This is a genomic window from Rhodomicrobium sp., from assembly GCF_047605405.1.
GTDB classification, from domain to species: domain Bacteria; phylum Pseudomonadota; class Alphaproteobacteria; order Rhizobiales; family Rhodomicrobiaceae; genus Rhodomicrobium; species Rhodomicrobium lacus.
This window is the reverse complement of sequence record NZ_JASGFR010000004.1, coordinates 19720-45621: the sequence shown is the minus strand read 5'-3', so window position 1 is coordinate 45621 and position 25902 is coordinate 19720. Positions and strand designations below refer to the sequence as shown.

The following is a 25902-nucleotide window of genomic DNA, read 5'->3' as shown; positions in this document are numbered from 1 at the left end:
CAAAGGGAGTTATGTCGCTGGCCCTGTCGGTCAGCGAAGCGCATCTGGATAAATGTCGCCCGCGGTGACGGTCATGACAACCCCCGCCTCGGTCGTAAGCTTCAATGCGCCGTTATCGTCGACGCCGGAAAATCTACCGCGAATAATAGAACTGTTCAAATTTACGCTGATTGTCTCATTGAGCGCCAGCGCGCGAGCAAGCCACGCTTCCCGGATTGCCGGAAAGCCGCGCCCCTCATTCCACTCCGCGATCCGGCGTTCGAGCGCATCCGCGAGCGATTCGAAAACATCCTCGACGGATGACGGCGAAAGCGCGAGCGAGGCGACAGAGCGGCCTGTGTCGGCAGGCGGAGCCGCAACATTGATTCCGATACCGAGGATGACGGCGAGGCCATCCGCAACGGTAACGCTCTCAAGCAGAAGACCAGCCAGTTTCGCGCCGTCGAGCATCAGGTCGTTCGGCCATTTGAGACGCAGGCGCGAAGCCTTGTCCTGCGAAAGAAAGGCCGAGGCGGCATCGTGCGCGGCGAGACCCGCCACGAAGGAAAGCTGGGTCGCGGTTGCCGCGCTGACCTTCAGCGTGACGGCAAGCGTCGCGTAGAGGTTCCCTCCGGGCGACTTCCACTGCCGCCCCGCGCGGCCGCGCCCACGGGTCTGCACCTCGGACACGATCCAGAATGGCGCTATCAGGCCGGAAGCAAGCCGCCGCAGCGCCTCCTCATTCGTGGAATCGATGCTTTCGAAGCGTAAGACCGGTGTATCGCTTGGCGTCATCGAGCCTCAGAAGAACGTGCGCGAGGCTGCGTCGGCTGCAAGCTTGAGCGGGCTCGGATAGAGGAAGAAGAGAAGCGTGAACGCGGCGGTGAGGCCGAGCGTGATTTTCACGGATGGCGCAATCGGCTCGAAGGTTTCACCCTTTTCGTCGAAATACATCACCTTCACAACCCTCAGATAATAGTAGGCGCTGATCACGGAAAGCACCACGCCGACGATGGCGAGCCAGTAAAGCTGCGCCTGAACGGCTGCATTGAACACGTACAGCTTGGCGAAGAAACCGGCGAGGGGGGGAATGCCCGCGAGCGAAAACAGCAGCATCGCGAACAGGAAGGCGAACAGCGGCTGATCTTTGGACATGCCCGCGAGATCGGAGATGTTTTCACTGTATGCTGTTCGGCCGCTGCGCATTCCGAGCACGCAGGCGAAGGCGCCGGCGGTCATTGCGAGGTAGATCGCAAGATAGATCAGCACGCTCGACACGCCCTCGGCGGCGGCGCCGCCCGGAACGGCTGCGGCAAGGCCGACAAGCGCATAGCCGACGTGTCCGATGGACGAATAGCCGAGCAGGCGCTTGATGTTCTTCTGTCCGATGGCGGCGAAAGCGCCGAGCGCCATGGACGCGACCGAAATCGCGATGACGATCTGCTGCCATTGCTGCGTCGCGTCGGGGAAGGCGGTCAGCACCACGCGAATGAGCATGGCCATCGCCGACATCTTCGCCGCGGTGGCGAAGAAGGCGGTGACGGGCGTCGGCGCTCCTTCGTACACGTCGGGCGTCCACATGTGGAACGGCACCGCCGCGAGCTTGAAGGCAAGCCCGGCGAGAATGAAGACGAGGCCGAAGACGAGGCCCACCGATGCGCCGCTCGCATGCACCGCTTCGGCGATGCGCGCGAAGTTCGTCGCGCCCGTATAGCCGTAGACGAGCGACGAGCCATAGAGCAGCAGGCCGGACGAGAGGATGCCGAGGATGAAATATTTCAGGCCCGCTTCGGTCGAGCGCAGATGATCGCGATGAAAGGCGGCGAGCACGTAAAGCGCAAGGCTCTGGAATTCGAGCGCGAGATAGAGCGAAATCAGGTCGTTCGCCGAGATGGTCAGCATCATGCCTGCTGTCGCAAGCAGGATCAGAACCGGATATTCGAAGCGCAGGATGCGCTCGCGGCGGAGATAATCGAGCGAGAGCAGGATCGCGAGCGCCGCGCCTGCGAGCGTCAGGATCTTCATGAAGCGGGCGAAGCCGTCATCCACGAACGCGCCGTTGAAAAGTTCCTGCGCGAGCGACGGCTGACGCGCGACGAGCACGATCGCGCCGAGGAGCACGCCGACAGCGACAATGCTGATCGAAAGCCCCGCCGGGTATCGATTGTACACGCCCCACAGGAGGAGCACGAAGGCCGCCAGTACCACGAACAGCTCCGGGTAGATCGGCGCGTAGCTGGAAAGCATGGTGGAAGCTCTGGTGAAAGCGTCGGACAGCATCGTCACCGCCTGTTCTCAAGTTCGGCGAACGACTTCGCCACAGCGCCCGTGTCGGCTTTTGCCTGAAGTTCTTTCTGATACGGCTGGATCATCGCCTTGACCGATCCGCTCGTCATGTCGAGCACCGGTTTCGGATAGAAGCCGAGCACGATCGTGAGGATCAGGAGCGGAGCCATGATGCCGATTTCGCGCGGCCCCATGTCCTTGATCGTGGCGAGCGACGGCTTTTCGAGCTTGCCGAAGATCATCTTGCGATAGAGCGTCAGCGCGTAGACAGCCGAGAGGATGAGGCCGAAGCAGGCGAAGAACGCGGCGACCGTGTTCGCCTCGAAAGTACCCATCAGCGTCAGGAACTCGCCGATGAAGCCGCTCGTGCCGGGCAGCCCGACATTCGCCATGGTGAAGACCATGAAGAAAAAGGCGTAGATCGGCATGCGGTCGGCGAGCCCGCCATAGGCTGCAATTTCGCGGGTGTGCATGCGGTCATAAACGACGCCAACTGCAAGGAACAGCGCGCCGGACACGATGCCATGGCTGATCATCTGGAACACCGCGCCCTGCACGCCCTGCTCGGTGCCGGAAAACACGCCGATGGTGACGAAGCCCATATGCGCGACCGACGAATAGGCGATGAGCTTCTTCATGTCCTTCTGCGCGAAGGCCACGAGGGATGTGTAGATGATCGCGGCGGCGCCGAGCGTGAACATCAGCGGCGCGAACTGCACCGACGCATCCGGGAACATCGGCAGCGAGAAGCGGATGAAACCATAGCCGCCCATCTTCAGAAGGATCGCCGCCAGCACAACGGAGCCCGCCGTCGGCGCTTCGACGTGCGCGTCCGGCAACCAGGTGTGAACCGGCCACATGGGCAGCTTCACCGCGAACGAGGCGAGGAAGGCGAACCAGAGCCACGCCTGCACATTGACGGGGAAATCGTATTTCAGGAGCGCCGGGATTTCGGTCGTCCCCGCCATGCCGTACATGACGAGGATCGCGATCAGCATGAACAGCGAGCCGAGCAGCGTGTACAGGAAGAACTTGAAGCTCGCATAGACGCGGCGCGGCCCGCCCCACACGCCGATGATGATGAACATCGGGATGAGCCCGCCCTCGAAGAACAGGTAGAACAGCACGAGGTCGAGCGCGCAGAAGACCCCGATCATCAGCGCTTCGAGGATCAGGAACGCGATCATGTATTCCTTCACGCGCACCGTGATCGACTTCCAGCTCGCGAGGATCGTCAGCGGCATCAGGAAGGTCGTCAGGATCACGAAGGGCAGCGAAAGCCCGTCGACGCCGACGTAATAGGTGATCGTGTTCGAAAGCCACGGCCGGTGCTCCACGAACTGGAAGCCCGGATTGGCATAGTCGAAGTCGGTCAGAAGGATGAGCGACAGCGCGAAGGTGACGACGGTCGTCCACAGCGCGATCCAGCGCGCATTCTTCAGCGCGGCTTCATCCGTGCCACGGAGGACGGCGAGCAGAAGCGCGCCGATGACCGGCAGCAGCATGAGCGTCGTCAGAATGGGCCATTCTTTCATAGGGTGAACAAAGCCCCGCGGTAAAGGTAGGCGAACCAGGTGATGAGGACCGTCACGCCGATGAGCATGACGAAGGCGTAGGTGTAGACGAAGCCGGTCTGGATGCGGACGACGCGTTTCGTGGTCGCGACCACGCTGGCGGCGACGCCGTCGGGGCCGAGCCCGTCGATGAGCGCGCCGTCGCCGTATTTCCAAAGGACGCGGGCGATCCAGCGCGTGGGCCGCACGAAGATCCAGTCATAAAGCTCGTCGAAGTACCACTTGTTGTAGAGGAAGGCGTGGACCGGCTTGAAGGTCTTGACGGTCCAGGCCGGAATGCCGGGCGAGGCGATATAGGCCCAGTAGGCGACGCCGAAGCCCGCAGCCATCACGATGGTCGGCAGCCACTTCATGAAGGCGTCGGCCACATGCGGCTCGTGCCAGCCGTGCAGGAAGAACAGCGATCCGCGCCAGAACTGCGCGTAGTCCGCGCCGACGAAGTACGGTGCGAAGATGAGCCCCGCGAACAGCGCGCCGGCGGCGAGGATCAGAAGCGGTCCCGTCATCACGGGCGGCGATTCGTGCGCGTGCTCGAAGGCGTGATGGTCCTTCGGCTCGCCGTAGAACGCCATGAAGATCAGCCGCCATGAGTAGAACGACGTGAGGAAGGCGGCGAAGATCAGCATCCAGTAGACGATGTGACCGACCGAGGAATGCGAGACTTCCGCCACCTCGATGATCATGTCCTTCGAGAAGTAGCCCGCCGTGAAGGGAAAGCCCGTGAGCGCCAGCGTGCCGATCACCATCATGCCGAAGGTGAACGGGATCGCCTTGCGCATGCCGCCCATCTTGCGAAGATCCTGCTCGCCGTGAAGCGCGTGGATCACCGAACCGGCGCCGAGGAAGAGCAGCGCCTTGAAAAAGGCGTGCGTGAAAAGGTGAAACACCCCCGCGCCGTAGGCCGAAAGCCCGAGCGCCACGAACATGTAACCGAGCTGCGAGCAGGTGGAATAGGCGACGACGCGCTTGATGTCGTTCTGCGCCACGCCGACGGTGGCCGCGAAGAATGCGGTGATCGCGCCGACGCAGGTCACAACGAGCAGCGCAATCGGCGACAGTTCGAACAGCGGAGAAAGCCGCGCAACCATGAACACGCCCGCCGTTACCATGGTGGCGGCGTGGATGAGGGCGGAAACCGGCGTCGGGCCTTCCATCGCATCGGGCAACCACGTGTGCAGCAGGAATTGCGCCGACTTGCCCATCGCGCCCATGAACAGGAAAAGGCAGATAAAATCGAGCGCGGGCACCTGATAGCCGAAGAACGGAATGGTCGTGGCCTGATGCTCCTTCGCGGCGGCGAAAATCGTGTCGAAGTTCACGTCGCGGAAAATGAACCAGATCGCGAAGATGCCGATCGCGAAGCCGAAGTCGCCCACGCGGTTGACGACGAACGCCTTGATCGCCGCCGCATTCGCGCTTTCGCGATGGTACCAGAAGCCGATCAGCAGATAGGACGCGAGGCCCACGCCCTCCCAGCCGAAGAATAGCTGCACGAGGTTGTCGGCGGTCACAAGCGACAGCATCGCGAAGGTGAACAGCGACAGATAGGAGAAGAACAGCGGCTGACGGTCGTCGTCGGACATGTAGCCGACGGAGTAGATATGAACGAGCGCCGAGACGGTGTTGACCACCACGAGCATCACGGCGGTCAGCGTGTCGATCCGCAGCGACCACGATGTTTGCAGATCGCCGACGCCGATCCACGGGAACAGCGTGACGCGCGCCTCCTGTCCGAGCACGCCGACCTGATAAAGGGCCAACCACGAAAGCGCCGCCGAGACGAGCACGAGAGCGCTTGTCAGAAAACCGGAGTTCTTGTCGCCGAGCGTGCGCCCGAAAAAGCCGGCACTGAGCGCACCGATCAGCGGAAGTAGGACGATGGCCTGATACATGCCCGCCTCAGCCTTTCATCGAGTTGATGTCGTCAACGGCGATGGAGCCGCGGTTCCGGTTGTAGATGACGATGATGGCGAGCCCGATCGCGGCTTCGGCCGCCGCGACGGTCAGCACCATCAGCGCGAAGATCTGGCCCGTGAGATCGTTCAGATAGGCCGAGAACGCGACGAGGTTCACGTTTACGGCCAGGAGCATCAGCTCGACGGACATCAGGATGATGATGACGTTCTTCCGGTTCAGGAAGATGCCGAACGCACCGAGCGTGAACAGGATGGCGGCGACGGTGAGATACTGCTGGAGTGCGATGCCGGTCGCGGCCTCGACGGGTGAGATCGTGTTCAGCATGGCCTCAGGAGATCCCCTTCCCGGTTTCGACTTTAACCACTTCGATGGCATCCTCGCGTCTGCGTCCGACCTGGCGTGCGATGTTCTGCCGTTTCGAGTCGGAGCGGTGACGGAGGGTCAGCACGATTGCCCCGATCATTGCGACGAGAAGCACGAGCCCGGAAAGCTGGAAGAAATAGAGGTAATCGGTGTAGAGGACGCGTCCGATCGCCTCGGTATTGGTGACGTGTTCGCCTGTAACCGGCCGGAACGCACCCGGCGCGACCGAGAAGCCCCCCACCACGAGGATGAGTTCGGTCACAAGCACGAGCCCGACCAGAATGCCGATCGGCAGATATCGGCTCATGCCCTTCCGCAATTGAACGAAGTCGATGTCGAGCGTCATCACGACGAACAGGAACAGGACCGCGACCGCGCCCACATAGACGATGACGAGGATCATCGCGAGGAACTCGGCGCCGAGCAGAACGAAAAGCCCCGCCGCGTTCAGGAAGGCGAGGATGAGGAACAGCACGGAATGGACCGGATTTCGCGCGGAAATGACCATCGCGCCCGATGAGATGAGCACGATGGAAAACAGATAGAAGAAGTATCCAGCGATTGTCATGCGCGGCCGATCTCGAAATGTGCGGCGTTAGCCGTGGAAGACATTGTTCGTGCTCTGGATCACGCCGCCAGGCGACGCAACCCGTCCCTTCGTTCAAGCTCGACCGCGGGCCGGTGATCCGCCTCGCAAATCGATCTTTCGGAACACCCTTCGTCTTTGCCGACTTCGAGGCATCCCTGTTTCTGCCGATCGCGTCTGCGCCGAGGCATTTCGGCCTGACGGCAGATCGATCTCGTGTGAACCCCCTTGTGTCCCCATCCGGCTCTTGCCTTTTTGCCGGACGGCGGCGTTCCTGCGGCGAGGGGAAGAAGAAACATCGCTCATGGCAGACCACGCTCCCCCGCCCCTCGTCGAAGGAGAGCAATTCGATTGCGCGTCTTTTTCGCCGCGTCAGGCGCTAAACGCGCGAGCCTGTAAGTGGAGACATTCGGATGATACTGTTAGTAACGGTTAACGGTAGGGCGCATCGAGTTCAATGTTTTTTGCTAGAACGCGCTCCCATCTGTCCCCATTCGCAAGCAGTTTTTCCTTGTCGTACAACAGTTCCTCTCGCGTTTCTGTGGCAAACTCGAAATTCGGTCCTTCGACGATGGCATCCACCGGGCAGGCTTCCTGGCAGAAGCCGCAATAGATGCATTTCACCATGTCGATGTCGTAGCGCGTCGTGCGGCGCGTGCCGTCGTTGCGGCGCGGCCCCGCCTCGATGGTGATGGCCTGCGCCGGGCAGATGGCTTCGCACAGCTTGCAGGCGATGCAGCGTTCCATGCCGTTCGGATAGCGGCGCAGCGCGTGTTCGCCACGAAAGCGGGGCGAGAGCGGGTTTTTCTCGAACGGATAGTTGATCGTCGCTTTCGGCGCGAAGAAATACTTCATGGCAAGCCATGTCGCGACGAGAAACTCGCCGAGAACCGCTGATCTCAAAGACTGGCCGAAGCCGCCCATGCAGGTACTCCCTTGGGAAAAGCCCGCGCTAGCGCGCGAGACCTCCGAATTGCAGAACCGCCGCCACAACCACCACCATCGCGAGCGACGTGGGCAGGAAGATCTTCCAGCCGAGCCGCATCAGCTGATCGTAGCGGTAGCGGGGCACGATCGCCTTCACCATCGCGAACAGGAAGAAGACGAAGCAGAATTTCAGCACGAACCAGATAATGCCCGGCACCCAGGTGAAGGGTGCCACCTCGAACGGCGGCAGCCATCCGCCCATGAAGAGGATCGTGGCCAGCGCGCACATCACGGTGATCGCGACGTATTCGCCGAGCATGAAGAGAAGATAGGGCGTCGACGAGTATTCGACCATGAAGCCGGCGACGAGTTCCGATTCCGCTTCGGGAAGATCGAAGGGCGGGCGGTTCGTCTCTGCCAGTGCCGATATGAAGAACACGACGAACATCGGGAACAGCGGCAGCCAGTACCAGCCGAACAGGCCGTAGTCGCTGCGTTGCGCCTCGACAATGCCGGACAGGTTCATCGTGCCCGCGCAAAGGAGCACCGTCACCAGTATGAAGCCGATGGACACCTCGTACGAAACCATCTGTGCGGCCGAGCGCAACGCGCCGAGGAACGGGTATTTCGAGTTCGAGGCCCAGCCGCCGATGATGATGCCGTACACGCCGAGCGACGAAATCGCGAAGAGATAGAGAATGCCGACATTCAGGTCGGACACCACCCAGCCGTCCGCCACGGGGATCACGGCCCAGCCCGCGAGCGCGAGCACGGTGGTGGCGAGCGGCGCCAGCAGGAACAGCGTCTTGTCGGCTCCCGCCGGGATGACCGGCTCCTTCACGACGAATTTCAGGAAGTCCGCGAAGGATTGCAGAAGCCCGTAGGCACCGACGACGTTCGGGCCGCGCCGAAGCTGCACGGCGGCCCAGATCTTGCGGTCTGCGAGCAGCAGATACGCGATGAACAGGAGCAACGCGACGAGCGTAAGAAGGCTCTGACCGAGGATAAGCGCGGTCGGAAAGCCGTAGTTACTCCAGAGTGTGCTCCAGTCAGCCATCGGCGCCAGCAAGTCCCTGCTCGTATTCCTGATGCAGCGCGGAAAGCTCGGCGAGCACCGCCGAAGATCGCGCTATCGGGTTCGTCTGGTAGAAATCTTCGATGAAAACGCCAAGCGGCGCATCCGGCAGCGGCGGCACCTCGCCGAGCTTCAGCTCAAGCGGGCCAGGCTCCACGGTGTCGATGGCGGCGAGATGGGGATGCGCCTTGTAAAGCGCCCTGCGCAACGAGCCGAAACAGTCGAAAGGAAGCTTCGCGCCGAGATGTTCCGAAAGCGCGCGGAGAATGGTCCAGTCCTCGCGGGCATCGCCAGGCGGGAAGATCGCGCGCTCGCCAAGCTGCACACGGCCTTCGGTGTTGACGTACGTCCCGTTCTTCTCGGTGTATGCGGCGCCTGGCAGGATGATGTCCGCGATGCGCGCGCCCGAGTCGCCGTGCGACCCCTGATAGATCACGAAGGCGTCGCCGGTGCGGCTCACGTCGAACTCGTCTGCGCCGAGGAGATAAAGGACTTCGATGTCGCCGCTTTGGGTGCCTTCGAGAATGCCTGCCGTGTCGAGACCGCCTTCTCCGGGCAAGAAGCCGATGTCGAGGCCGCCGACGAGCGCGGCGCTCGTGTGGAGGATCGAGAGCGGGTTCCAGCCCGTTTCCTCACGTCCCTTGATCGCCGCTGCCGCGATCTCCGCGGCCTTCGCCAGCACGGCAAAACCGGCGTCATCCGAAAGCGCTTCCTGCCCGACGATGATGAGCGGATGCGTCGCTTCGGAGAGCGCCTTCATCACCGCGTTTTCCGGCTTTGCGATCTCGTCGAGCACCGCCAGCGAATTGCCGAGCCACTCGTAAGGGTAGGTCAGGTCGACCTCGGGGCCGATCAGGCCGATACGGGCGTGATTGTGCAAATAGGCGCCGCGAATACGCGCGTTGAGCACGGCAGCTTCCTTGCGCGGGTTCGTCCCCACGAGAAGGATGACGTCGGCTTTCGAGACGCCGGCGATCGTCGCGTTGAACAGGTAGCTCCCACGCCCATGCTTCGGGTGGAGTTTCTGGCTGTGCTGGCGGCAATCCATGTTCGGCGAACCGAGAAGCTCCAGCAGCGTCTTCAGTGCGAACATGTCCTCGACGGAGGCAAGGTCGCCCGCGATCGCGCCGACTTTCCGCGCGCCGGCCTTCTCGATCTGCGCGGCGATCTCGGTGAACGCCTCGTACCACGACACTTCCTCAAGCACGCCGTCGCGGCGCATGTAGGGTCGGTCGAGCCGCTTTTTCTTGAGACCGTCGACGAGCGCGCGTGACTTGTCGGACAGCCATTCCTCGTTCACGCCGTCGTGGTTGCGCGGCAGGATGCGCAACACCTCGCGGCCGCGGCTGTCGATGCGGATATTCGAGCCGAGCCCGTCCATCACGTCGATGGATTCGGTCTTGCGCAATTCCCAGGGCCGCGCCTGGAATGAATAGGGTTTCGACGTCAGAGCGCCGACGGGGCACAAGTCGACGACGTTACCGCTGAGTTCCGAGTGAAGTCCGCGTTCGAGATAGGTGGTGATCTCCATGTCCTCGCCGCGGCCTATGGCGCCAAGCTCCGGCACACCCGCGACTTCGGACATGAAGCGGACGCAGCGGGTGCACTGGATGCAGCGCGTCATGAAGGTCTTGATGAGCGGCCCGAGATATTTTTCTTCGACGGCGCGCTTGTTCTCGCGATAGCGGCTGCCTTCGCTGCCGTAATACATCGCCTGATCCTGAAGATCGCATTCGCCGCCCTGATCGCAGATCGGGCAATCGAGCGGATGGTTGATCAGCAGGAACTCCATCACGCCTTCGCGCGCCTTCTTCACCATCGGGGAATCGGTGAAAATCGTGGGCGGCGTGCCGTCACGGTTCGGCCTCAAATCGCTGACATTCATCGCGCAAGACGCCATCGGCTTCGGCATGCCCGCGACTTCCACAAGGCACATCCGGCAGTTGCCCGCGATGGACAGCCGCTCGTGATAGCAGAAGCGCGGGATCTCCGCGCCGGCCAGCTCGCATGCCTGCAGAAGCGTTATGCCGTCTTCGACCTCGACTTCATTGCCGTTGATGTTCAGCTTCGGCATTTTTGTCCTTTGTTGGCCCAACCCCCGGACGCCTTTATGTCATCAAGGGGCCGCGCGCGGCAACGGTTAACTAAGAGAAATTGCAAACAGAGTGCCTCCACGAGCTGTTTTTAGAACAAGTCGTCGCGCGACCTAAAAGCGCACCCTTTCGCAATGATTATTTGACGGACGATATGCCTAAGAGACGTGCCGCGATTGCTCTTATCGCAGGCACGGCAAAGAGCAAGCCGGTCGCCCATCAACCCTTGTCACGTATCGGTGAGACGCGAGTCGGGAGATTCGCGAGCCGCTGCCGCGTCCCGAGCCTCAGCCACACCCCCCTTCGAGCGCGATGCCGTTTCTTGCGAATGCGGCACAGCTCTCGGTAACAATCTTTATCCTAGATGGGCGTCGCCATTCCAATGATTTCGTGCATGGAACCCTGAAATGCCGACTTTTATCGCGGCCCGCGCATCGGGGCGGCGGCGTCGGTCGCATTCAAGCCCATGAGCCGCTCTGGAAATCACCTTCGCATCGGTTTGCGGACCGCCACCGCCCGCGCGGTGGCAGCGATTTCTGGTCAGGCTCTCGGAGGAAACGAGCCGATCTGGGTCGAAATGTCAGATCTTGAGCCGCTACGCCGCGTCCTCGGCGAGCGCTGGCGCGCTCTGGCCAAGGTCGCTCAACTCGCGCATGCCGCGAATAGGGCCGCTGTACTCTTCCAGCGCGCCGGGAACGAGTTCGGCGTAAAGCAGCCGGGCCGGATCGACCGGCCCCGGAAGCTCCATGCGGCCGAGCGGTATGGGGCGAAACCCGGCGCGCACGTAATAGGGCAGGTCGCCCACGAGGATAACCAGCCGATAGCCGAGGTCTTTCGCCTGTTTGAGCCCGTACAGCATCAGCCGAAGGCCGAGACCGTTGCTCTGATGATCGCCCGATACGATCAGCGGGCCGAGCAGCAGAGCGCCCGGCACGTCGCCGACCGAGATCGGCGTCAGGTCCAGCGCGCCGACGATTTCGCCGTCGAGCTCCATGCAGAAATTCAGCAGCGGATCGCGCGCCGCCCGCTCGCGGACGCGATAGGCGGTGCGGGCGAAACGACCCGGCCCGAAGGCGCATTCGTTCAGGTATAGAAGAGCTTGTTGATCGTCAGGCGTTTGCAGCCGGATCGTGGCGGACGGCATCGTCATCGCGAACCTGTTCTCAGAAAGACCGGGGAGGACGGCGGCGGCTTGCGGCGTTTTTGCACGCGCAGCCTCACGCAAGGCGCGATCGTCGTCGGCTTTCGAAGGTTGACAGGGGATGTGCGTCCGGTTCGGTCATGCGCCTGCCCATAACACGATCACGCGCGCGCGTAAACAGCAGCGCCGGTTGAATGCTTCCGCGGGCAGGCTCGGCGTTCCGGAATCCGGCGCCGGACGAGGCAAAGTTCACCGGATGCTCTCCGTCCCGAAAATCCGGTCTTTCAACTCGTAAGCGACATGAATGCCTTGTACAGCACGACCGGGTTGTGGTGCCCCTTGTAAACCGGCGGCGGTGCCTTATCGAGCTGGAGCAGCGAGTAAACCGCCGTTTGTGCCGAGCGCACGGAATATTCGACCGTGAACACGGTATCGTCGGAAAGCTCGCAAAACTGCCCGGCAAAGGCGAGGTTCCACCAGCCCTTCGGCATCACATGCGGCCGGTCGCCCGGCGCGCGCGTCAGGAACTCCGACATGATGTAGGGCATCGCGCGCGGAATGACGATGGCGTTATCGAGGACCCGGGCGGCCTTGTCCTCCGCGTTGAGGTGGCCCAGCACCTCCATCATGATCTCGCGGCCGGTACACTCCGCCATGGGTTTCTTCACGAAATTGCCGGGGCGGTCGACGCTGAGCCCGTAGCCCCAGAAGACTTCGACGCCATAAGGCTGGCCGATGAAATGCGGCTGCTGGGGTAGCGTGATGGAAAGGAGCCAGCCCGAGTCGGCGAAGGTGATCAGACCGCCTTCGCCCGGCACGTTGCCGGTGAAGCTTTTCACGAGCTGGAAGAACGCCGGATCGCGCATCGTGCCCGTGAAAGACACCCATTTGGACTGATCGACGCGGTTGTCGAACGCCGCCGGTTTGCCGAACTCCGGACGTCCTTCGGCGATCTTTTCCCACAGCCGCCATGCCGCGCCGCGCCGGCCCGGCTCGAATGGCGCGGGCTTGTCCATGGCGCCGGTGGATGCCGAGTCGATCATCGAGCCGAGCGTGATGATGGTGTAATCGTTCGAGTCGAGCTTGACTTCCTCGGTCGCGCCGTCCCTTTCCAGAATGAGAGCAGAGGGGCGTTGCGCGTCCTCGATGCGCTCGAAGCGGATGTCGGTGACGGCGGCCCCCGTCTTGTAGCGGACGCCGCGCTGATCGAGCCAGCGCGCGAGCGGCCGCACCATGGTGTCATACTGGTTATAGGGCGTGCGCATGAAGCCCTGAAGGCGGCTGAAGCCCGGCATCATGTGGACGAAGCGCATCAGATAGCGCTTCATCTCCACCGCGCTGTGCCATGGCTGGAAGGCGAAGGTCGTGGCCCAGAGCGTCCAGAAGCCGGTCGAAAAGAACGCCTCGTCGAAGTGATCCCTGACCGCGCTGGAACCGAGCACGCTTTCGGGGCTCAGCGCGATGTTGATGATGGCGAGGCGATGCTCTTCGCTGAGGCCGAATGCGGGCGATTCGACCTTCTCGCCGCCGCGCACGATGCGCGCATGCGCGTTCGTCTTCAGCGCCTCGTTGCAGGCGAAAATCTCCTGCGTGACCGAACGCGAGCCGTCGAGCGAAGGAATGGTCGAGAACAGATCGAACGTGCAGACATAATGGGGTTCGAGCACGCGGCTGCCGCGCGCCACATAACCCGTTTCGACGGAGCCCGCCTGATCGAGGCTGCCGCCGGGCCTCGGCTGGTCGCCGTAGATGGTGATGTTCCGTCCGGCGATCTTGCCGTCGCGGATGAGGAAAGCGGCGGCCGCGAGGGACGAGATGCCTGCGCCGATGAGATGAAAACGGGCCTCGTGAGGATTGGGAAAGTCGGACTTTTCCGTTTGCGGTTCTATGCTCAAGGCCGGGCTCCATGGGTCGCAAATCGCGCGTCGATTGCGAATGAAGCAAACTATTCTTGCTGTCGGCTTGAAGCAATCGGTTCGGGTGTCGCGATAACGCAAAAGTCACCGCAAAGTCTCCGGCGGCGAAAGCAGCCGCGTCACGTCTCTGTCACGATCGCAGAGCTATCGCTTCGAGAGCGAGGGCATCGCCGCGAGCTTGCGCCGCCAGTTCGGACGCTCGCGGTCCGTGCCGGGCAGGTTGACGGCGGTCGTCTCGCCCGCGAGGTCGTCGATCTGCTCGATGGCGATGAGCGAAGACGCGGTGCCAAGCAGGCGATGTGCGGCATCCGTCAGCGCCGGATCGAAAGGCGTATCCGGCGCTGCTGCCGCTTCAATACCCTCTGCCGCAAGAAGCGCGATGAGCGCAGCCTTGTCGGTGGCCCGGCGCTCGCGAGCCGCAGCCGCCTCGTCCGGTGCGATGAGGCCCAGCGCTTCCTTCTCGCGGATGTCCTCGCCCTCCCACCAGCCTTTGAGCGTCGGCAAGTCGTGAGTCGAGAGGCACGCGATGGACTTCGCCGGGTAAGTGCGGGGCGGAGCGAAGTCTTCGCCGTGGCGCTCGAACCAGAACACGCGATAGCTCAACACGTCTGCGGCTTCCATCGTCTCGCGGAAGCCCCACGGTACGGTGCCGAGATCTTCCCCGATGACGGCGCAGCGCGCGCGCCGGCTTTCGAGTGCCAGCTCGCCGATGAGATCGTCGACGGGGAAGCCGATGTAGGCGCCGTCGCGCCCGCTTGCGCCCTCGGGGATCACGAACAGCCGCGCGAGGCCCATCGCGTGGTCGATGCGAAGGGCGCCTGCGTGGCGCATGTTCGCCGCGATGACCCCGCGAAACACGTCATAGCCGTTGCGCGACCAGGCGAGCGGGTTCGGCGGCCGAAGCCCCCAGTTCTGGCCGCCTTCGGCCAGCGGGTCGGGCGGCGCGCCGATGGCTGCGTGCGTGAGCATCTGGTCGGCATTCGTCCAGGCTTCCGCGCCGTCGGGAGCCGCGCCCACGGCAAGATCGCGATAGAAGCCGAGCCACAGCCCGGCGTCCGCGCCGCGCCGTGCCGCTTCGTCGAGCTGCGTTTCGGCAATCCATTGCAGCCATTGATGAAAGCGAAGCCGTGGCGCATGTTCCGCCGCGAAGGACGCGAGCGCCGACGGATGGCGGTTGCGAAGCGCATCCGGCCATGCGGGCCATGGCTCGCCGGGGTGGGTCTCGCCGATGGCCTCGAACAGCGCGAAGCCTGCAAGCGCTGCTCCACCCGCCGCGACGAAGGCGTTGAAGCGTGCCTTGTCGCCTGTCGCCTCGAAATCCGCGAACGCTGCTTCCAGAACGGCGCGCTTGGCGGCCCAGACGCCTGCGTAATCCACATTCGGCTTGGCTGAAAGCGCTGCAAACGCGGCTGTGTGCTCTGCGGCTGCGGCGCGCGTGCGCGGGCCTTCGAGGGCCGAAACGTCGATATACAGCGGATCGAGGAAGCGCCGGTCGGAGGGATAATAAGGGCTGGCACGGTCGCGGTCGCCTGGAAACAGCGCGTGCAAGGGGTTCAGCCCGAGCGTGGCGTAGCCCGCGCGCGCCGTGTCTTCGGCGATCCGGCCCAGCGTCGTGAAATCGCCGATGCCCTGATCGCCAGCGCGCCGGAGCGTATAGAGCTGTGCGGCAAGGCCGGTCGCCTTTCCGCCGTCGCGAAGCTGATCGGGGAGATAGCAGCGGCGCGGCGCGACCGTGAGGCGGCAGGCGGCGTCGGGATGGGTTTCGAGGCGAAGCGTATAGCGGCCGGGCGCGAGCGGGGGCAGAGGCGCGCGGATCGTGTCGACGCGACGCCCGTCCGGTGCGGTGATCGTTTCGGACACGGGTTCTTCAAGCGCGACGGCGTCCTCGCCGCCATCCTCGCGCTCGACGACGAGCCAGCGAGGCGCCCGCCGGTCATCGGAGGCGATGCGAAGACCCGCGGTCTCCCCCTCGCGCGCGACGAACGAAAATGGCAGCCTGCGCCGGTAGCGTTCATCGACGATTTGGCCAAGGCTCACCCGCGCTTCGCCGCCTGTTTCGGCGGGAAGGCCCATGTCGAAGAGGAGCGCACGCTTCGTTTCGTCCGGTACAACATGGCGCTTGCCGGTGATGTCGCACCAATCCGGCGCGATGTCCGCCACCTGCGCGAGGCGGTCGAGAAGCTCCGGCTCGGGGCTGCGGCGCTTGGCCCGCTCGCCCGCTTCGCGTTCCTCTGTCAGGATTATAACCGAGCGCGGCGCGATTTCGGCGTCCCCATCCGCTGAAGCGCTTCGCGGCTCGCCGGTTTCGTCCGAGCTATCGAGCACTGCGCGCCACGCGAAGCCCTCGCGAGGCTCCGGCAGCGCAATCCTTGCCGGGTCTCGCCCCGCATGAAGCGCCACCAGCACGCGATCCGCCGCGCGGCCGCCCGCCTCGGGCGTGTAAAGCGCAGCGATCACGGTGTGAAGGTTTCCGCGCGTCCAGTCTTCCGCCCGCATCGGCGCGCCGGTCGGCGATAGCCATTGCACGTCCGGGACGCCGCTTGCGTCTTGCGGTTCGCCGGAAAGGAAGCGGTCGCGCCACAGCGCCGGATGCGCCTTGCGCAGCGCGATCGCGCGCGCGGTGAACGCCGTCAGCGCCGCGTCGGCGCTCGCCCAGTCGAGCCAGGCGGTTTCATTGTCCTGCGCATAGGCGTTGTTGTTGCCGAACTGCGTCTGACCGGTTTCCGCGCCCATGACGAGCATCGGCGTGCCGCGCGCGAACAGGAGCGTTGCGATAAGCGCGCGTTCGTCGCGCCGCCGCGCCGCGAGGATGGCCGCGTCGCCGGTCGCGCCCTCGACGCCGTTGTTCCAGGAGATGTTGTCGTTCGTGCCGTCGCGGTTGTCTTCGCCGTTGGCATGGTTGTGCTTGTGTTCGTGGGCGACGAGATCGGCAAGAGTGAAACCGTCATGCGCAACGACAAAGTTCACGCTGGCGGATGGACGGCGCTTTGCGAATATGTCTTGCGAACCGGAAAACCGCGTCGCTATCTCCGACGCAAGCCCACTGTCGCCGCGCCAGAAGCGGCGCGCGCCGTCGCGGAACTTGTCGTTCCACTCGCCCCAATTCGCGGGGAAAGCACCCACCCGATAGCCGCCCGGACCGATGTCCCAGGGCTCTGCGATGAGCCGCAGGCGGCGCAGGAGCGGGTCTTGCGCGATGGCCGCGATGAGCGGCGCGTGCGGGTCGAACCCCGTTTCGCGGCGGGCGAGCGTCGTCGCGAGATCGAAGCGGAAGCCGTCCACGCCCCCGAGCGTCGCCCACGCGCGAAGGCTGTCCATGATGAGGCGCAGCACGGCGGGGCGGTCGGCGGCGAGAATGTTGCCGCAGCCCGCGTCGTTCACATAGAAGCGCGGGTCGTCGGCGCGAAGGCGGTAATAGGTGGCGTTGTCGAGGCCGCGAAAGCTGACCGTCGGGCCGAGTTCGTCGCCTTCGCCCGTATGATTGAAGACGACATCCACGATCACTTCGATGTCCGCAGCGTGCAAGGCATCGGTGGCGGCGCGCACTTCGGCCCAGCCGCCGGGCGCAAGACGCGGGTCCGGTGTCATGAAGGCTATGGGGTTATAGCCCCAGTAATTCGTCAGGCCCGCCGCCGCGAGATGGCGCTCGTCGATCCAGGCCGCGGAGGGCAGAAGTTCAACCGCCGTCACGCCGAGCTTCGCGAGGTGCGCGATGGCGGCGGGGTCGGCGAGGCCCGCGAAGGTGCCGCGCACGGGTTCCGGCACGAGCGGGTGACGCTTCGTGTAGCCCTTCACGTGCAGTTCGTAGAGGATCGCGGGCGCGCCGTTCGTCGCGTGGGCGCGCGTTGGCGACGGGATTTGTAGGAGGTCGACCGCGATTGCCTTCGGCATGGCGGCGGCGCTGTCGGTGTCGTCGCGCGTTAGGTCATCGGTGCCCGGCCGATAACCGAACATGGAGCGATGAAGCTCGAACGGTCGGTCGAGCGCGAGCGCATAGGGGTCGACGAGCAACTTCGCCGAATTGAAGCGATGGCCGCTCGCGGGATCATAAGGGCCGTGTGCGCGAAGCCCGTAGCGCGTGCCAGCGCCGATCCCCTCGATATGGCAATGCCACACATCGCCTGTGCGGGCGGGAAGGCGGATACGCTCCACTTCGCGTTCCCCCGTCGCATCGAACAGGCAAAGCTCGATTGCGGTCGCGTGTGCGGAGAACACGGCAAAGTTCGCGCCACGCCTGTCGAGCGTCAGGCCAAGCGGCTCGGGAGAGCCTTCGCCGACGCGGATCGCCGTCACGCGGTCGCGCCCGAAACCGTCGAGCGCTCCGCGACAAGCTCGCGATAAAGCTGCGCGTAACGTCTTGCGGGTGCGCGCCAGGATACGTCCGTGGCCAGGCCGTTGAGCTGAAGCCGCCGCCATGTGCCGCGGTCGCGGAACAGGGCCGCTGCCTTGCGCAGCGCAAGCTCAAGGCTTTCGCGTTGGCCGGGCTGGAATTTGATGCCCGTTGCCACGCCCGCCGCAAGGGCCATTTCGTTCGCGTCGATGATCGTGTCAGCGAGGCCGCCGACGCGCGCCACCAGCGGAACGGCGCCGTAGCGCAACGCGCAAAGCTGCGTCAGCCCGCACGGCTCGAAGCGCGACGGCACGGCGAGAGCGTCCGATCCCGCCTGAATGCGATGCGCGACCGCTTCGTCATAGCCGATGCGGACGCCGACGCGGCCGGGATTAGCCTCCGCCGCCGCCCGAAAGCGGGCTTCGAGGTCCGCGTCTCCGGCGCCGAGAAGCGCAAGCTGCATGCCTTCGCCAAGAAGCACCGGCAGCGCCTCGGCGAGGATGTCGAGCCCCTTCTGCCAGGACAGGCGGCTGACGACACCGACGACGAGCGCGCCCGGCTCGGGTTCAAGGCCGAAGATGTCCTGAAGCGTCGCCTTGTTGTTCGCACGCACGTCGAAGTTTTCGGCGCTGTACGTTGCCGCGATGCGCGGGTCCGTCGCCGGGTTCCAGACGTCGGTATCGATGCCGTTCAGGATCCCTGACAGCCGCGCGGATCGTTCGCGCAAGAGGCCGTCGAGACCCATTCCCGTTTCCGGTTGCTGGATTTCCAGCGCATAGGACGGCGAGACGGTGGTGATGCGGTCGGCGAGACGCAAGCCCGCCTTCAGGAAGCCGACCGCGCCGTAATGCTCGACCCCGCCGATGGAGAAGGATTCGGGCGGAAGGCCGAGAGGTCCAAGCAACTCGGCCGGAAACTGGCCCTGAAAGGCAAGGTTGTGGACGGTGACGACGGTGGCCGCGCCGCCCTTTCCGCCATATCGCAGATAGGCGGGAGCAAGCGCCGCCTGCCAGTCATGAACGTGCAGGATGTCGGGCTGGAACGCGGGGATCGCGCCTTCGGCGATCAGCGCTGCCGTCCTCGCGAGCGCGGCGAAGCGAAACGCGTTGTCTGGCCAGTCCTTGCCGTCCGGCTGCGTATAGGGATTGCCGGAGCGGTCGTAGAGATGCGGCGCATCGAGCACGAAAAGGTCGAGCGCGCCAGCCGTGGCCGCAAGCACGCGCGCAGGGCCGCCAAACAGATCCGGGATCGAAAGGACCGTTTCGCCCCCTTCCAGCGCTCCTATAACCTGCGGGTAGCCGGGAACGAGCGAGCGCACATCGATTTCGAGGCCGGACAGCGCGCCGGGCAGGGCACCCGTGACATCCGCCAGGCCGCCCGTTTTCACGAGCGGATAAAGTTCGGAAGCGGCGGACAGGACTTTGAGACGGCTCACTTTTCCAACCCGTCGATCATGCGCTGCGTGATGAGGCAGATGCCGCGCTCGGTCCGGCGAAAGCGCAAAGCGTCTTCTTCCGGATCTTCGCCAACGACAAGCCCTTCGGGAATTTTTACATTCGCGTCGATGACAACGTTGCGAAGGCGACAGGAGCGGCCGACCTGCACATAAGGCAGGATCACCGCGTTTTCCACTTCGGAGAAGGAATTGACGCGTGAGCCGGTCGACAAAAGCGTGTTTCGGATCTTGGCGCCGGACACGATGCAGCCGCCTGAGATGAGCGATGCGATAGCGGAGCCGCGCCGTCCGTCCTCGTCATGCACGAATTTGGCGGGCGGCGTTACCTCGTTATAGGTCCAGATCGGCCAGTTCTGATCGTAGAGATCGAGGTCGGGAACGACGTGCGTCAGATCGATGTTGGCTTGCCAGTAGGCGTCTACGGTGCCGACATCGCGCCAGTAAGCTCCGGCTTCAGACTCAGCCCTTACGCAGGAGCGCTCGAAGCTGTGTGCCGATGCCTTGCCGTGCTTCACGATGTACGGAATGAGATCCTTGCCGAAATCGTGGCTCGAATTCGGATCGGCGGCGTCGCGGCGGAGCTGATCGAACAGGAATTGCGTCTCGAAAACGTAGATGCCCATACTGGCGAGCGAGGTGTCCGGCTTGCCGGGCATGGTCGGCGGATCTGCGGGCTTCTCGACGAACGATATGATCCGGTCCGTCTCGTCGACATGCATCACGCCGAAGCCGCTGGCCTCGGCGACGGGAACCTCGATGCAGCCCACCGTCACGTCGGCGCGCTGATCGACATGCTGCTGAAGCATGAACTCATAGTCCATCTTGTAGACATGGTCGCCGGCGAGGATGACGATATATTTGGTGCCGTAGTCTTCGATGATGTCGATGTTCTGATAAACGGCGTCCGCGGTGCCGAGATACCAGAGCGACTCCGAGACGCGCTGGCTGGCGGGGAGGATGTCGAAGCTTTCGTTGCGGATCGGGCGCAGGAAATTCCAGCCGCGTTGCAGATGGCGGATAAGGCTGTGCGCCTTGTACTGTGTGGCTACCGCCATGTGCCGGATGCCGGAATTGTAGGCGTTGGACAGCGCGAAATCCACGATGCGCGACTTGCCGGCAAAGTAGACGGCGGGTTTCGCGCGTCGGTCGGTGAGTTCCAGCAGTCGGCTGCCGCGTCCACCTGCAAGGACATAGGCCATCGTGTTACGCGCGAGAGGGGAACTTCCAACCGGTCTCATCGTGTCCTCCGAGGCGAGCTTCCGTCTGCCGCCCTTCAGGCGGCGCGAAAAGCACGCGCTTTATTGCTGCCGACGCGTCGACGCGAGCGCCGGGGAAGTTGCCTAACCGTTCTCGAAACAGTGCGAAGCGGCGCTTAATGATCCCTGCGAGAGTGAAGGAGAACCATCACAGCTTTTTGAAAGATGCACACAATCTTGGTCTAACCTGAGTCATGCTCGAAATAAACAGTAGCGAGCGGGGGAAGGGTGATTTCCGCCGATGCCGGCAGACCGTGACTTTCGTTCAATGACGCGTGGACTTCGCCCAGATTGCCAATGCCCGCGCCGCCATATTCGGGTGCATCCGTATTGAGAATCTCGCGCCAGCGCCCGGCGAAAGGCAGCCCGATGCGATAATTGTAGCGCGGCTCCGGCGTGAAGTTGCAGGCGACGACCACCGGCTTCGCGCCGGGACCGCCGTAGCGCACCCACGCGAAGACAGACTGCGCCTCGTCGTTGACGACGATCCACTGGAACCCTTCCGGCTCGCAGTCGCGTGCGTGAAGCGCGGGCTTCTCGCGATGCAGGCGGTTCAGGTCGCGAACGAGCGATTGCACGCCGCGATGCGACGCATGGTCGAGCGACCACCAGTCGAGTTCCGCATCGAAATTCCACTCGGCCCGCTGCGCGAATTCCTGGCCCATGAAGAGGAGTTTTTTGCCCGGATAGCCCCACATGAACCCGTAATAACCGCGAACATTGGCAAATTTTTGCCAATCGTCGCCGGGCATCTTGCTGAGCAGCGAGCCCTTGCCGTGCACAACCTCGTCATGGCTGATCGGCAGGATGAAATTTTCGGAAAAGGCGTAGAGCAGGCCGAATGTGAGCTTGTTGTGGTGATATTTCCGGTAGATCGGATCGAGCGCGATGTACGAGAGCGTGTCGTTCATCCAGCCCATGTTCCATTTGAAGCCGAAGCCGAGACCGCCCGCGCTCGTCGGTTGCGACACGCCGGGCCATGAGGTCGACTCTTCCGCGATGGTCGCGATGCCGGGATAGGCGCCGTAGACGCTGGCATTCGCATCTTGCAGGAAGCGCACGGCGTCATGGTTCTGGTTGCCGCCGTCCGGGTTCGGCAGCCATTCGCCGGCTTTCCGCGAATAGTCGAGATAGAGCATGGACGCGACCGCATCGACCCGCAGGCCGTCGATATGGTAGCGGTCGAGCCAGTAGATCGCGTTGGAGATGAGCGTGCTCGCCACCTCGCGGCGGCCGAAATCGTAGATCGCCGTGTTCCAGTCGGGATGAAAGCCTCGGCGCGGATCTGAATGCTCGTAAAGCGCCGTGCCGTCGAACTTCGCGAGCCCGTGCTCGTCGGTCGGGAAATGCGCGGGCACCCAGTCGAGGATGACGCCGAGACCGACGCGGTGTGCGCCGTCGACGAAGCGTTGAAAGCCGGCCGGATCGCCGAAGCGGCGCGTCGGCGCGAACAGCCCTATGGGCTGATAGCCCCATGAGGCGTCGAGCGGATGCTCGGAAATCGGCATCAGCTCGATATGTGTGAAGCCCATGTCCACGGCATAGGGAATGAGCTGGTCCGCAAGCTCGTCATACGAGAGGAAGCCGCCGTCCCATTTGCGCCGCCACGAACTCGCATGCACTTCAAGGATGGACATCGGTCCGCGACGGGCTTCGACCGTCGGTCGCCAGGCCATATGCGCCTCGTCGCCCCATTCGTGGCGGTCGGTCCGCGCGACGACGGAGGCCGTCGAGGGGCGCATCTCGCCGGAGAAGCCGAACGGATCGGCCTTGAGCGGCTGAAGATCGCCATTCACGCCGACGATCTCGTATTTGTAGACGGTTCCCTCGCCGAGGCCCGGCGCGAACAGCTCCCATATGCCGCTGTCGATGCGCTTGCGCATCGTGTGGCGGCGGCCGTCCCACTGGTTGAAGTCGCCGACGACCGATACGCGTCGGGCGTGCGGCGCCCAGACGGCGAACAGCACGCCGTCAACGCCTTCATGGCGGATGGGGTGCGAACCCAGCCGCTCATACAGGCGCTTGTGCGTGCCTTCGACAAGAAGGTAATCGTCGAGCGGCCCGAGCACGGGGCCAAAGGTGTAGGGATCGTCGAATTCCCAGACGCGGCCGTCGTTTTCGGCGCGCAGGCGATAGCGGAAGCTTCCGGTCACGCCGGGCAGGAATGTCTCGAAGAAGTCGCCGAAGCCGCGCCGTTCGAGCGGGATCGTGGCGCCGCCGTTGACGGCGTTGAGCGACGCGACGCCCGGCACGAATGCGCGGATCGCCGTGCCGCCATCGACGCGATGGATTCCGAGCACAGCGAAAGGGTCGCCATGCGTGGCGGACGCGATCCTCGAAACGTCCTCTTCCCGCGCTCGCCAGTTGGCCTCGGTCACGATATCACCCTTGGAGCCCCGCCGACCGGTTGCATCGCAAATCCGGCCGGTTATTGCCCTCTTCTTTGAAGTTCAGAACGGAATCGCCGATCAGGCTGATTGAGCCCGATCGGACACGGCTTTTAGCTTGCATTGACGGTACGGACGGGAACCCGCCAGATGTCTTCCGCATATTCTGCGATGGTCCGGTCGGAGGAGAACCAACCCACGCGCGCGGTGTTGAGAATGCTCCCGCGCCACCACGATTTCTTGTCGCGCCAGCGGATATCCGCCAAGCGCTGGGCCTGACAATAGGCGTCGAAATCCGCGGTCACCATGAAATGATCGTGGTAGGTGAGGATATCCACCAGTTGTTTGTACCGGTCCTTGTCGTCGTGCGAGAAGACACCCGATGCGATGGCGTCGAGCACATCCTTCAGCACCGTCGACGCGGCGATGGTTTCGCGCGCGTCAATGCCTTTCGACCGTCCGGCCTGCACCTCTTCCGCCGTCAGGCCGAAGATGAAGATGTTTTCTTCGCCCACGCGCTCGCGGATTTCGACATTCGCGCCGTCGAGCGTGCCGATGGTGAGCGCGCCGTTCAGCGCGAACTTCATGTTGCCGGTGCCGGACGCCTCCATGCCGGCCGTCGAGATCTGCTCCGACAGGTCGGCCGCCGGAATGATCCGCTCGGCGAGGCTCACGCAGAAATTCGGCAGGAACACCACCTTGAGCAATCCGCGCACGGATGGGTCGTTGTTGATGACGCGGCCGACATCGTGGATCAGCTTGATGATGAGTTTCGCCTGATGGTAGCTCGCCGCCGCCTTGCCCGCGAAGATCTTCACGCGCGGCACGAAATCCTTGGTGGGATGCGCGCGGATGTCGTTGTAACAGGCGATGGTCTCAAGCACGTTCAGAAGCTGGCGCTTGTATTCATGAATGCGCTTCACGTGCACGTCGAACAGCGCGTCCGGGTCCACCTTGATGAGGAGCCGGTCGGTGATGAGCTTGGCGAGCGCCTCCTTGTTCTTCTGCTTCACGCCGAGCGCGCGCGCCTGAAACTCCTTGTCGGCGGCGACAGCTTCGAGCTTCCGCAGCGCTTCGGGAGTGTCGAGGAAAGCGGTGCCTATGGTTTCGGAGATGAGGCGCGTCAGCCCGGGATTGGCCTCGAACAGCCAGCGGCGGAAGGTGATGCCGTTCGTCTTGTTGACGATGCGGTCGGGATAGAGCCGGTGCAGATCGTGGAACACCGTTTCCTTCATGAGGTCGGTGTGGAGCTGCGAAACGCCGTTGATCTTGTGCGATCCGAGAAAGGCGAGGTGTCCCATGCGGACGCGCCGCCCGGAATGCTCGTCGATCAGCGACACGCTTGAAAGCAGCCCCTGATCGTGCTCGCCCTCCTCGCGCAGGCGGTCGAGATGCAGCGCGTTGATCAGGTAGATGATCTGCATGTGGCGCGGCAGCAGCCGCTCCATCAGCGGCACGGGCCAGCTTTCGAGCGCTTCGGGCAGCAGCGTGTGATTGGTGTAGGAAAAGGTTGCCTGCGTGATGCGCCACGCGTCGTCCCATTCGAGCGCGTAGACATCGACGAGCAGGCGCATCATTTCGGCGACCGCGATGGCCGGATGCGTATCGTTGAGCTGGATCGCGTTTTTCTCGGCCAGTGTCGCGATGTCGCCGTGCTGGGCGAGATGGCGGCGGATCAGGTCTTTCAGCGAGGCTGCCGCGAAGAAATATTCCTGCCGGAGCCTGAGTTCCAGACCGGCGGGGGTCGAGTCGCTCGGGTAAAGCACTTTCGAGATGCTTTCCGCGCGCACCTGATCGGCCTGCGCGGCCACGTAGTCGCCCGCGTTGAACACGTCGAGGCGCAAAGGATCGGGGGCGCGAGAACGCCACAGCCGAAGCGAGTTGACCGATGCGCCGCGCCATCCCACGACGGGTGTGTCGTAGGCGACGGCCTCGACGATTTCATTCGGCTTCCAGATCTGCGCGGCGCGGCCGTCCGCCTGCGCTTCGACCGATCCGCCGAAGCCGATCTCATACTCGATTTCGGGCCGCGGAAACTCCCATGGATTGCCGAAGGCGAGCCAGTCTTCGGGATATTCATGCTGCCAGCCGTCCTTGATCGCCTGCCGGAACAGGCCGTGATCGTAGCGGATGCCGTAGCCGTAGGCCGCGACCGAGAGCGTCGCCATGCTTTCCATGAAGCACGCGGCGAGGCGACCGAGGCCGCCATTGCCGAGCGCCGCGTCCGGCTCGATCACGCGCAGTTCTTCAAGGTCGACATCGAGCCCTGCCAGCGCCTCGCGAACGGAGGCCGTGAGCCCCAGATTGTTGAGGGAATCCATCAGCAGGCGGCCGATGAGAAATTCGAGCGAAAGATAGTAGACCCGGCGCTGTCCCTTCTCGAAGCTTTCCTGCTTCGAGGCGATCCACCGCTCCACGATGCGGTCGCGCACCGTCAGGGCGGTTGCGAGGAACCAGTCCCGCGTACTTGCAGACGAGCGATCACGGCCCGTCTTTGAAATGAGATGGGCGAGGATCTGTTCGCGAAGCTCCACGATCCGGTCTTCCTCGCTATCGCGTCCGCCGTTTTCGGCTGCGCGGACTCTCAACTCTGGCTGCGATTTCGTTTCGGTCATG

General features: G+C 63.6%; 16 protein-coding genes. All 16 read right to left on the bottom strand.

The features are described from left to right. Positions 1 to 30 precede the first annotated feature (30 nt). Entirely contained in the window at positions 31 to 774 is a 744-nt protein-coding gene (locus QM659_RS02695) for a biotin--[acetyl-CoA-carboxylase] ligase (protein WP_415187280.1), read from the bottom strand. Between the two features lie 6 nt (positions 775 to 780). Continuing rightward, on the bottom strand, positions 781 to 2259 hold the full coding sequence (gene nuoN, locus QM659_RS02690) for an NADH-quinone oxidoreductase subunit NuoN (protein WP_415187279.1): 1479 nt from the start codon (positions 2257 to 2259) through the stop codon (positions 781 to 783). Positions 2260 to 2261: 2 nt separating this feature from the next. Next, positions 2262 to 3800: an NADH-quinone oxidoreductase subunit M gene (locus QM659_RS02685; RefSeq protein WP_127076481.1), complete on the bottom strand. Its 1539-nt coding sequence runs from the start codon at positions 3798 to 3800 to the stop codon at positions 2262 to 2264. Continuing rightward, positions 3797 to 5731, bottom strand: coding sequence for an NADH-quinone oxidoreductase subunit L (gene nuoL, locus QM659_RS02680; RefSeq protein WP_415187278.1), 1935 nt, complete (start codon positions 5729 to 5731; stop codon positions 3797 to 3799). Before nuoL ends, QM659_RS02685 begins: the two co-directional genes overlap by 4 nt. Positions 5732 to 5738: 7 nt before the next feature. Next, complete coding sequence (gene nuoK, locus QM659_RS02675) at positions 5739 to 6080, bottom strand: NADH-quinone oxidoreductase subunit NuoK (RefSeq protein ID WP_127076479.1); 342 nt, start codon at positions 6078 to 6080, stop codon at positions 5739 to 5741. Positions 6081 to 6084: 4 nt separating this feature from the next. Next, positions 6085 to 6687 carry an NADH-quinone oxidoreductase subunit J gene (locus QM659_RS02670; protein ID WP_303481652.1) on the bottom strand — a complete coding sequence of 201 codons (603 nt, stop codon included), beginning with the start codon at positions 6685 to 6687 and terminating at the stop codon, positions 6085 to 6087. A 450-nt stretch (positions 6688 to 7137) separates the two neighbouring features. After that, a complete protein-coding gene (nuoI, locus tag QM659_RS02665) occupies positions 7138 to 7629 on the bottom strand; it encodes an NADH-quinone oxidoreductase subunit NuoI (protein ID WP_127076477.1) in 492 nt (163 codons plus the stop codon). Positions 7630 to 7657: 28 nt separating this feature from the next. Continuing rightward, complete coding sequence (gene nuoH / locus QM659_RS02660; RefSeq protein ID WP_127076476.1) at positions 7658 to 8689, bottom strand: NADH-quinone oxidoreductase subunit NuoH; 1032 nt, start codon at positions 8687 to 8689, stop codon at positions 7658 to 7660. Further along, positions 8682 to 10781: an NADH-quinone oxidoreductase subunit NuoG gene (gene nuoG / locus QM659_RS02655; protein WP_415187277.1), complete on the bottom strand. Its 2100-nt coding sequence runs from the start codon at positions 10779 to 10781 to the stop codon at positions 8682 to 8684. Before nuoG ends, nuoH begins: the two co-directional genes overlap by 8 nt. Before the next feature lie 614 nt (positions 10782 to 11395). Beyond that, positions 11396 to 11950: a GNAT family N-acetyltransferase gene (locus tag QM659_RS02650; protein WP_415187276.1), complete on the bottom strand. Its 555-nt coding sequence runs from the start codon at positions 11948 to 11950 to the stop codon at positions 11396 to 11398. A gap of 275 nt (positions 11951 to 12225) precedes the next feature. Then, positions 12226 to 13836 carry an oleate hydratase gene (locus QM659_RS02645; RefSeq protein WP_415187275.1) on the bottom strand — a complete coding sequence of 537 codons (1611 nt, stop codon included), beginning with the start codon at positions 13834 to 13836 and terminating at the stop codon, positions 12226 to 12228. A 165-nt stretch (positions 13837 to 14001) separates the two neighbouring features. After that, on the bottom strand, positions 14002 to 18150 hold the full coding sequence (gene glgX / locus QM659_RS02640) for a glycogen debranching protein GlgX (protein WP_415187274.1): 4149 nt from the start codon (positions 18148 to 18150) through the stop codon (positions 14002 to 14004). Then, the gene (gene glgA, locus QM659_RS02635) at positions 18147 to 19622 is read right to left on the bottom strand and encodes a glycogen synthase GlgA (RefSeq protein ID WP_415187273.1); all 1476 of its coding nucleotides are present in this window, start codon (positions 19620 to 19622) and stop codon (positions 18147 to 18149) included. The genes glgX and glgA overlap by 4 nt, the downstream gene beginning before the upstream one ends. Next, complete coding sequence (glgC, locus tag QM659_RS02630; RefSeq protein ID WP_415187272.1) at positions 19619 to 20881, bottom strand: glucose-1-phosphate adenylyltransferase; 1263 nt, start codon at positions 20879 to 20881, stop codon at positions 19619 to 19621. Before glgC ends, glgA begins: the two co-directional genes overlap by 4 nt. 200 nt (positions 20882 to 21081) lie before the next feature. Beyond that, positions 21082 to 23277 (bottom strand): 1,4-alpha-glucan branching protein GlgB, encoded by a 2196-nt coding sequence (glgB, locus tag QM659_RS02625; RefSeq protein WP_415187271.1) that lies wholly within the window; start codon positions 23275 to 23277, stop codon positions 21082 to 21084. Positions 23278 to 23399: 122 nt separating this feature from the next. Next, the gene (locus tag QM659_RS02620) at positions 23400 to 25901 is read right to left on the bottom strand and encodes a glycogen/starch/alpha-glucan phosphorylase (protein ID WP_415187270.1); all 2502 of its coding nucleotides are present in this window, start codon (positions 25899 to 25901) and stop codon (positions 23400 to 23402) included. Position 25902 lies beyond the last annotated feature (1 nt).

What these genes read in the sequence shown, in the direction of transcription:
- QM659_RS02685 (WP_127076481.1), bottom strand. Translation starts at nt 3,800, where the DNA reads ATGAAAGAATGGCCCATTCTGACGACGCTCATGCTGCTGCCGGTCATC.
- nuoN (WP_415187279.1), bottom strand. Translation starts at nt 2,259, where the DNA reads ATGCTGTCCGACGCTTTCACCAGAGCTTCCACCATGCTTTCCAGCTAC.
- QM659_RS02650 (WP_415187276.1), bottom strand. Translation starts at nt 11,950, where the DNA reads ATGACGATGCCGTCCGCCACGATCCGGCTGCAAACGCCTGACGATCAA.
- nuoK (WP_127076479.1), bottom strand. Translation starts at nt 6,080, where the DNA reads ATGCTGAACACGATCTCACCCGTCGAGGCCGCGACCGGCATCGCACTC.
- nuoG (WP_415187277.1), bottom strand. Translation starts at nt 10,781, where the DNA reads ATGCCGAAGCTGAACATCAACGGCAATGAAGTCGAGGTCGAAGACGGC.
- QM659_RS02620 (WP_415187270.1), bottom strand. Translation starts at nt 25,901, where the DNA reads ATGACCGAAACGAAATCGCAGCCAGAGTTGAGAGTCCGCGCAGCCGAA.
- QM659_RS02695 (WP_415187280.1), bottom strand. Translation starts at nt 774, where the DNA reads ATGACGCCAAGCGATACACCGGTCTTACGCTTCGAAAGCATCGATTCC.
- QM659_RS02670 (WP_303481652.1), bottom strand. Translation starts at nt 6,687, where the DNA reads ATGACAATCGCTGGATACTTCTTCTATCTGTTTTCCATCGTGCTCATC.
- nuoL (WP_415187278.1), bottom strand. Translation starts at nt 5,731, where the DNA reads ATGTATCAGGCCATCGTCCTACTTCCGCTGATCGGTGCGCTCAGTGCC.
- nuoH (WP_127076476.1), bottom strand. Translation starts at nt 8,689, where the DNA reads ATGGCTGACTGGAGCACACTCTGGAGTAACTACGGCTTTCCGACCGCG.
- nuoI (WP_127076477.1), bottom strand. Translation starts at nt 7,629, where the DNA reads ATGGGCGGCTTCGGCCAGTCTTTGAGATCAGCGGTTCTCGGCGAGTTT.
- glgC (WP_415187272.1), bottom strand. Translation starts at nt 20,881, where the DNA reads ATGAGACCGGTTGGAAGTTCCCCTCTCGCGCGTAACACGATGGCCTAT.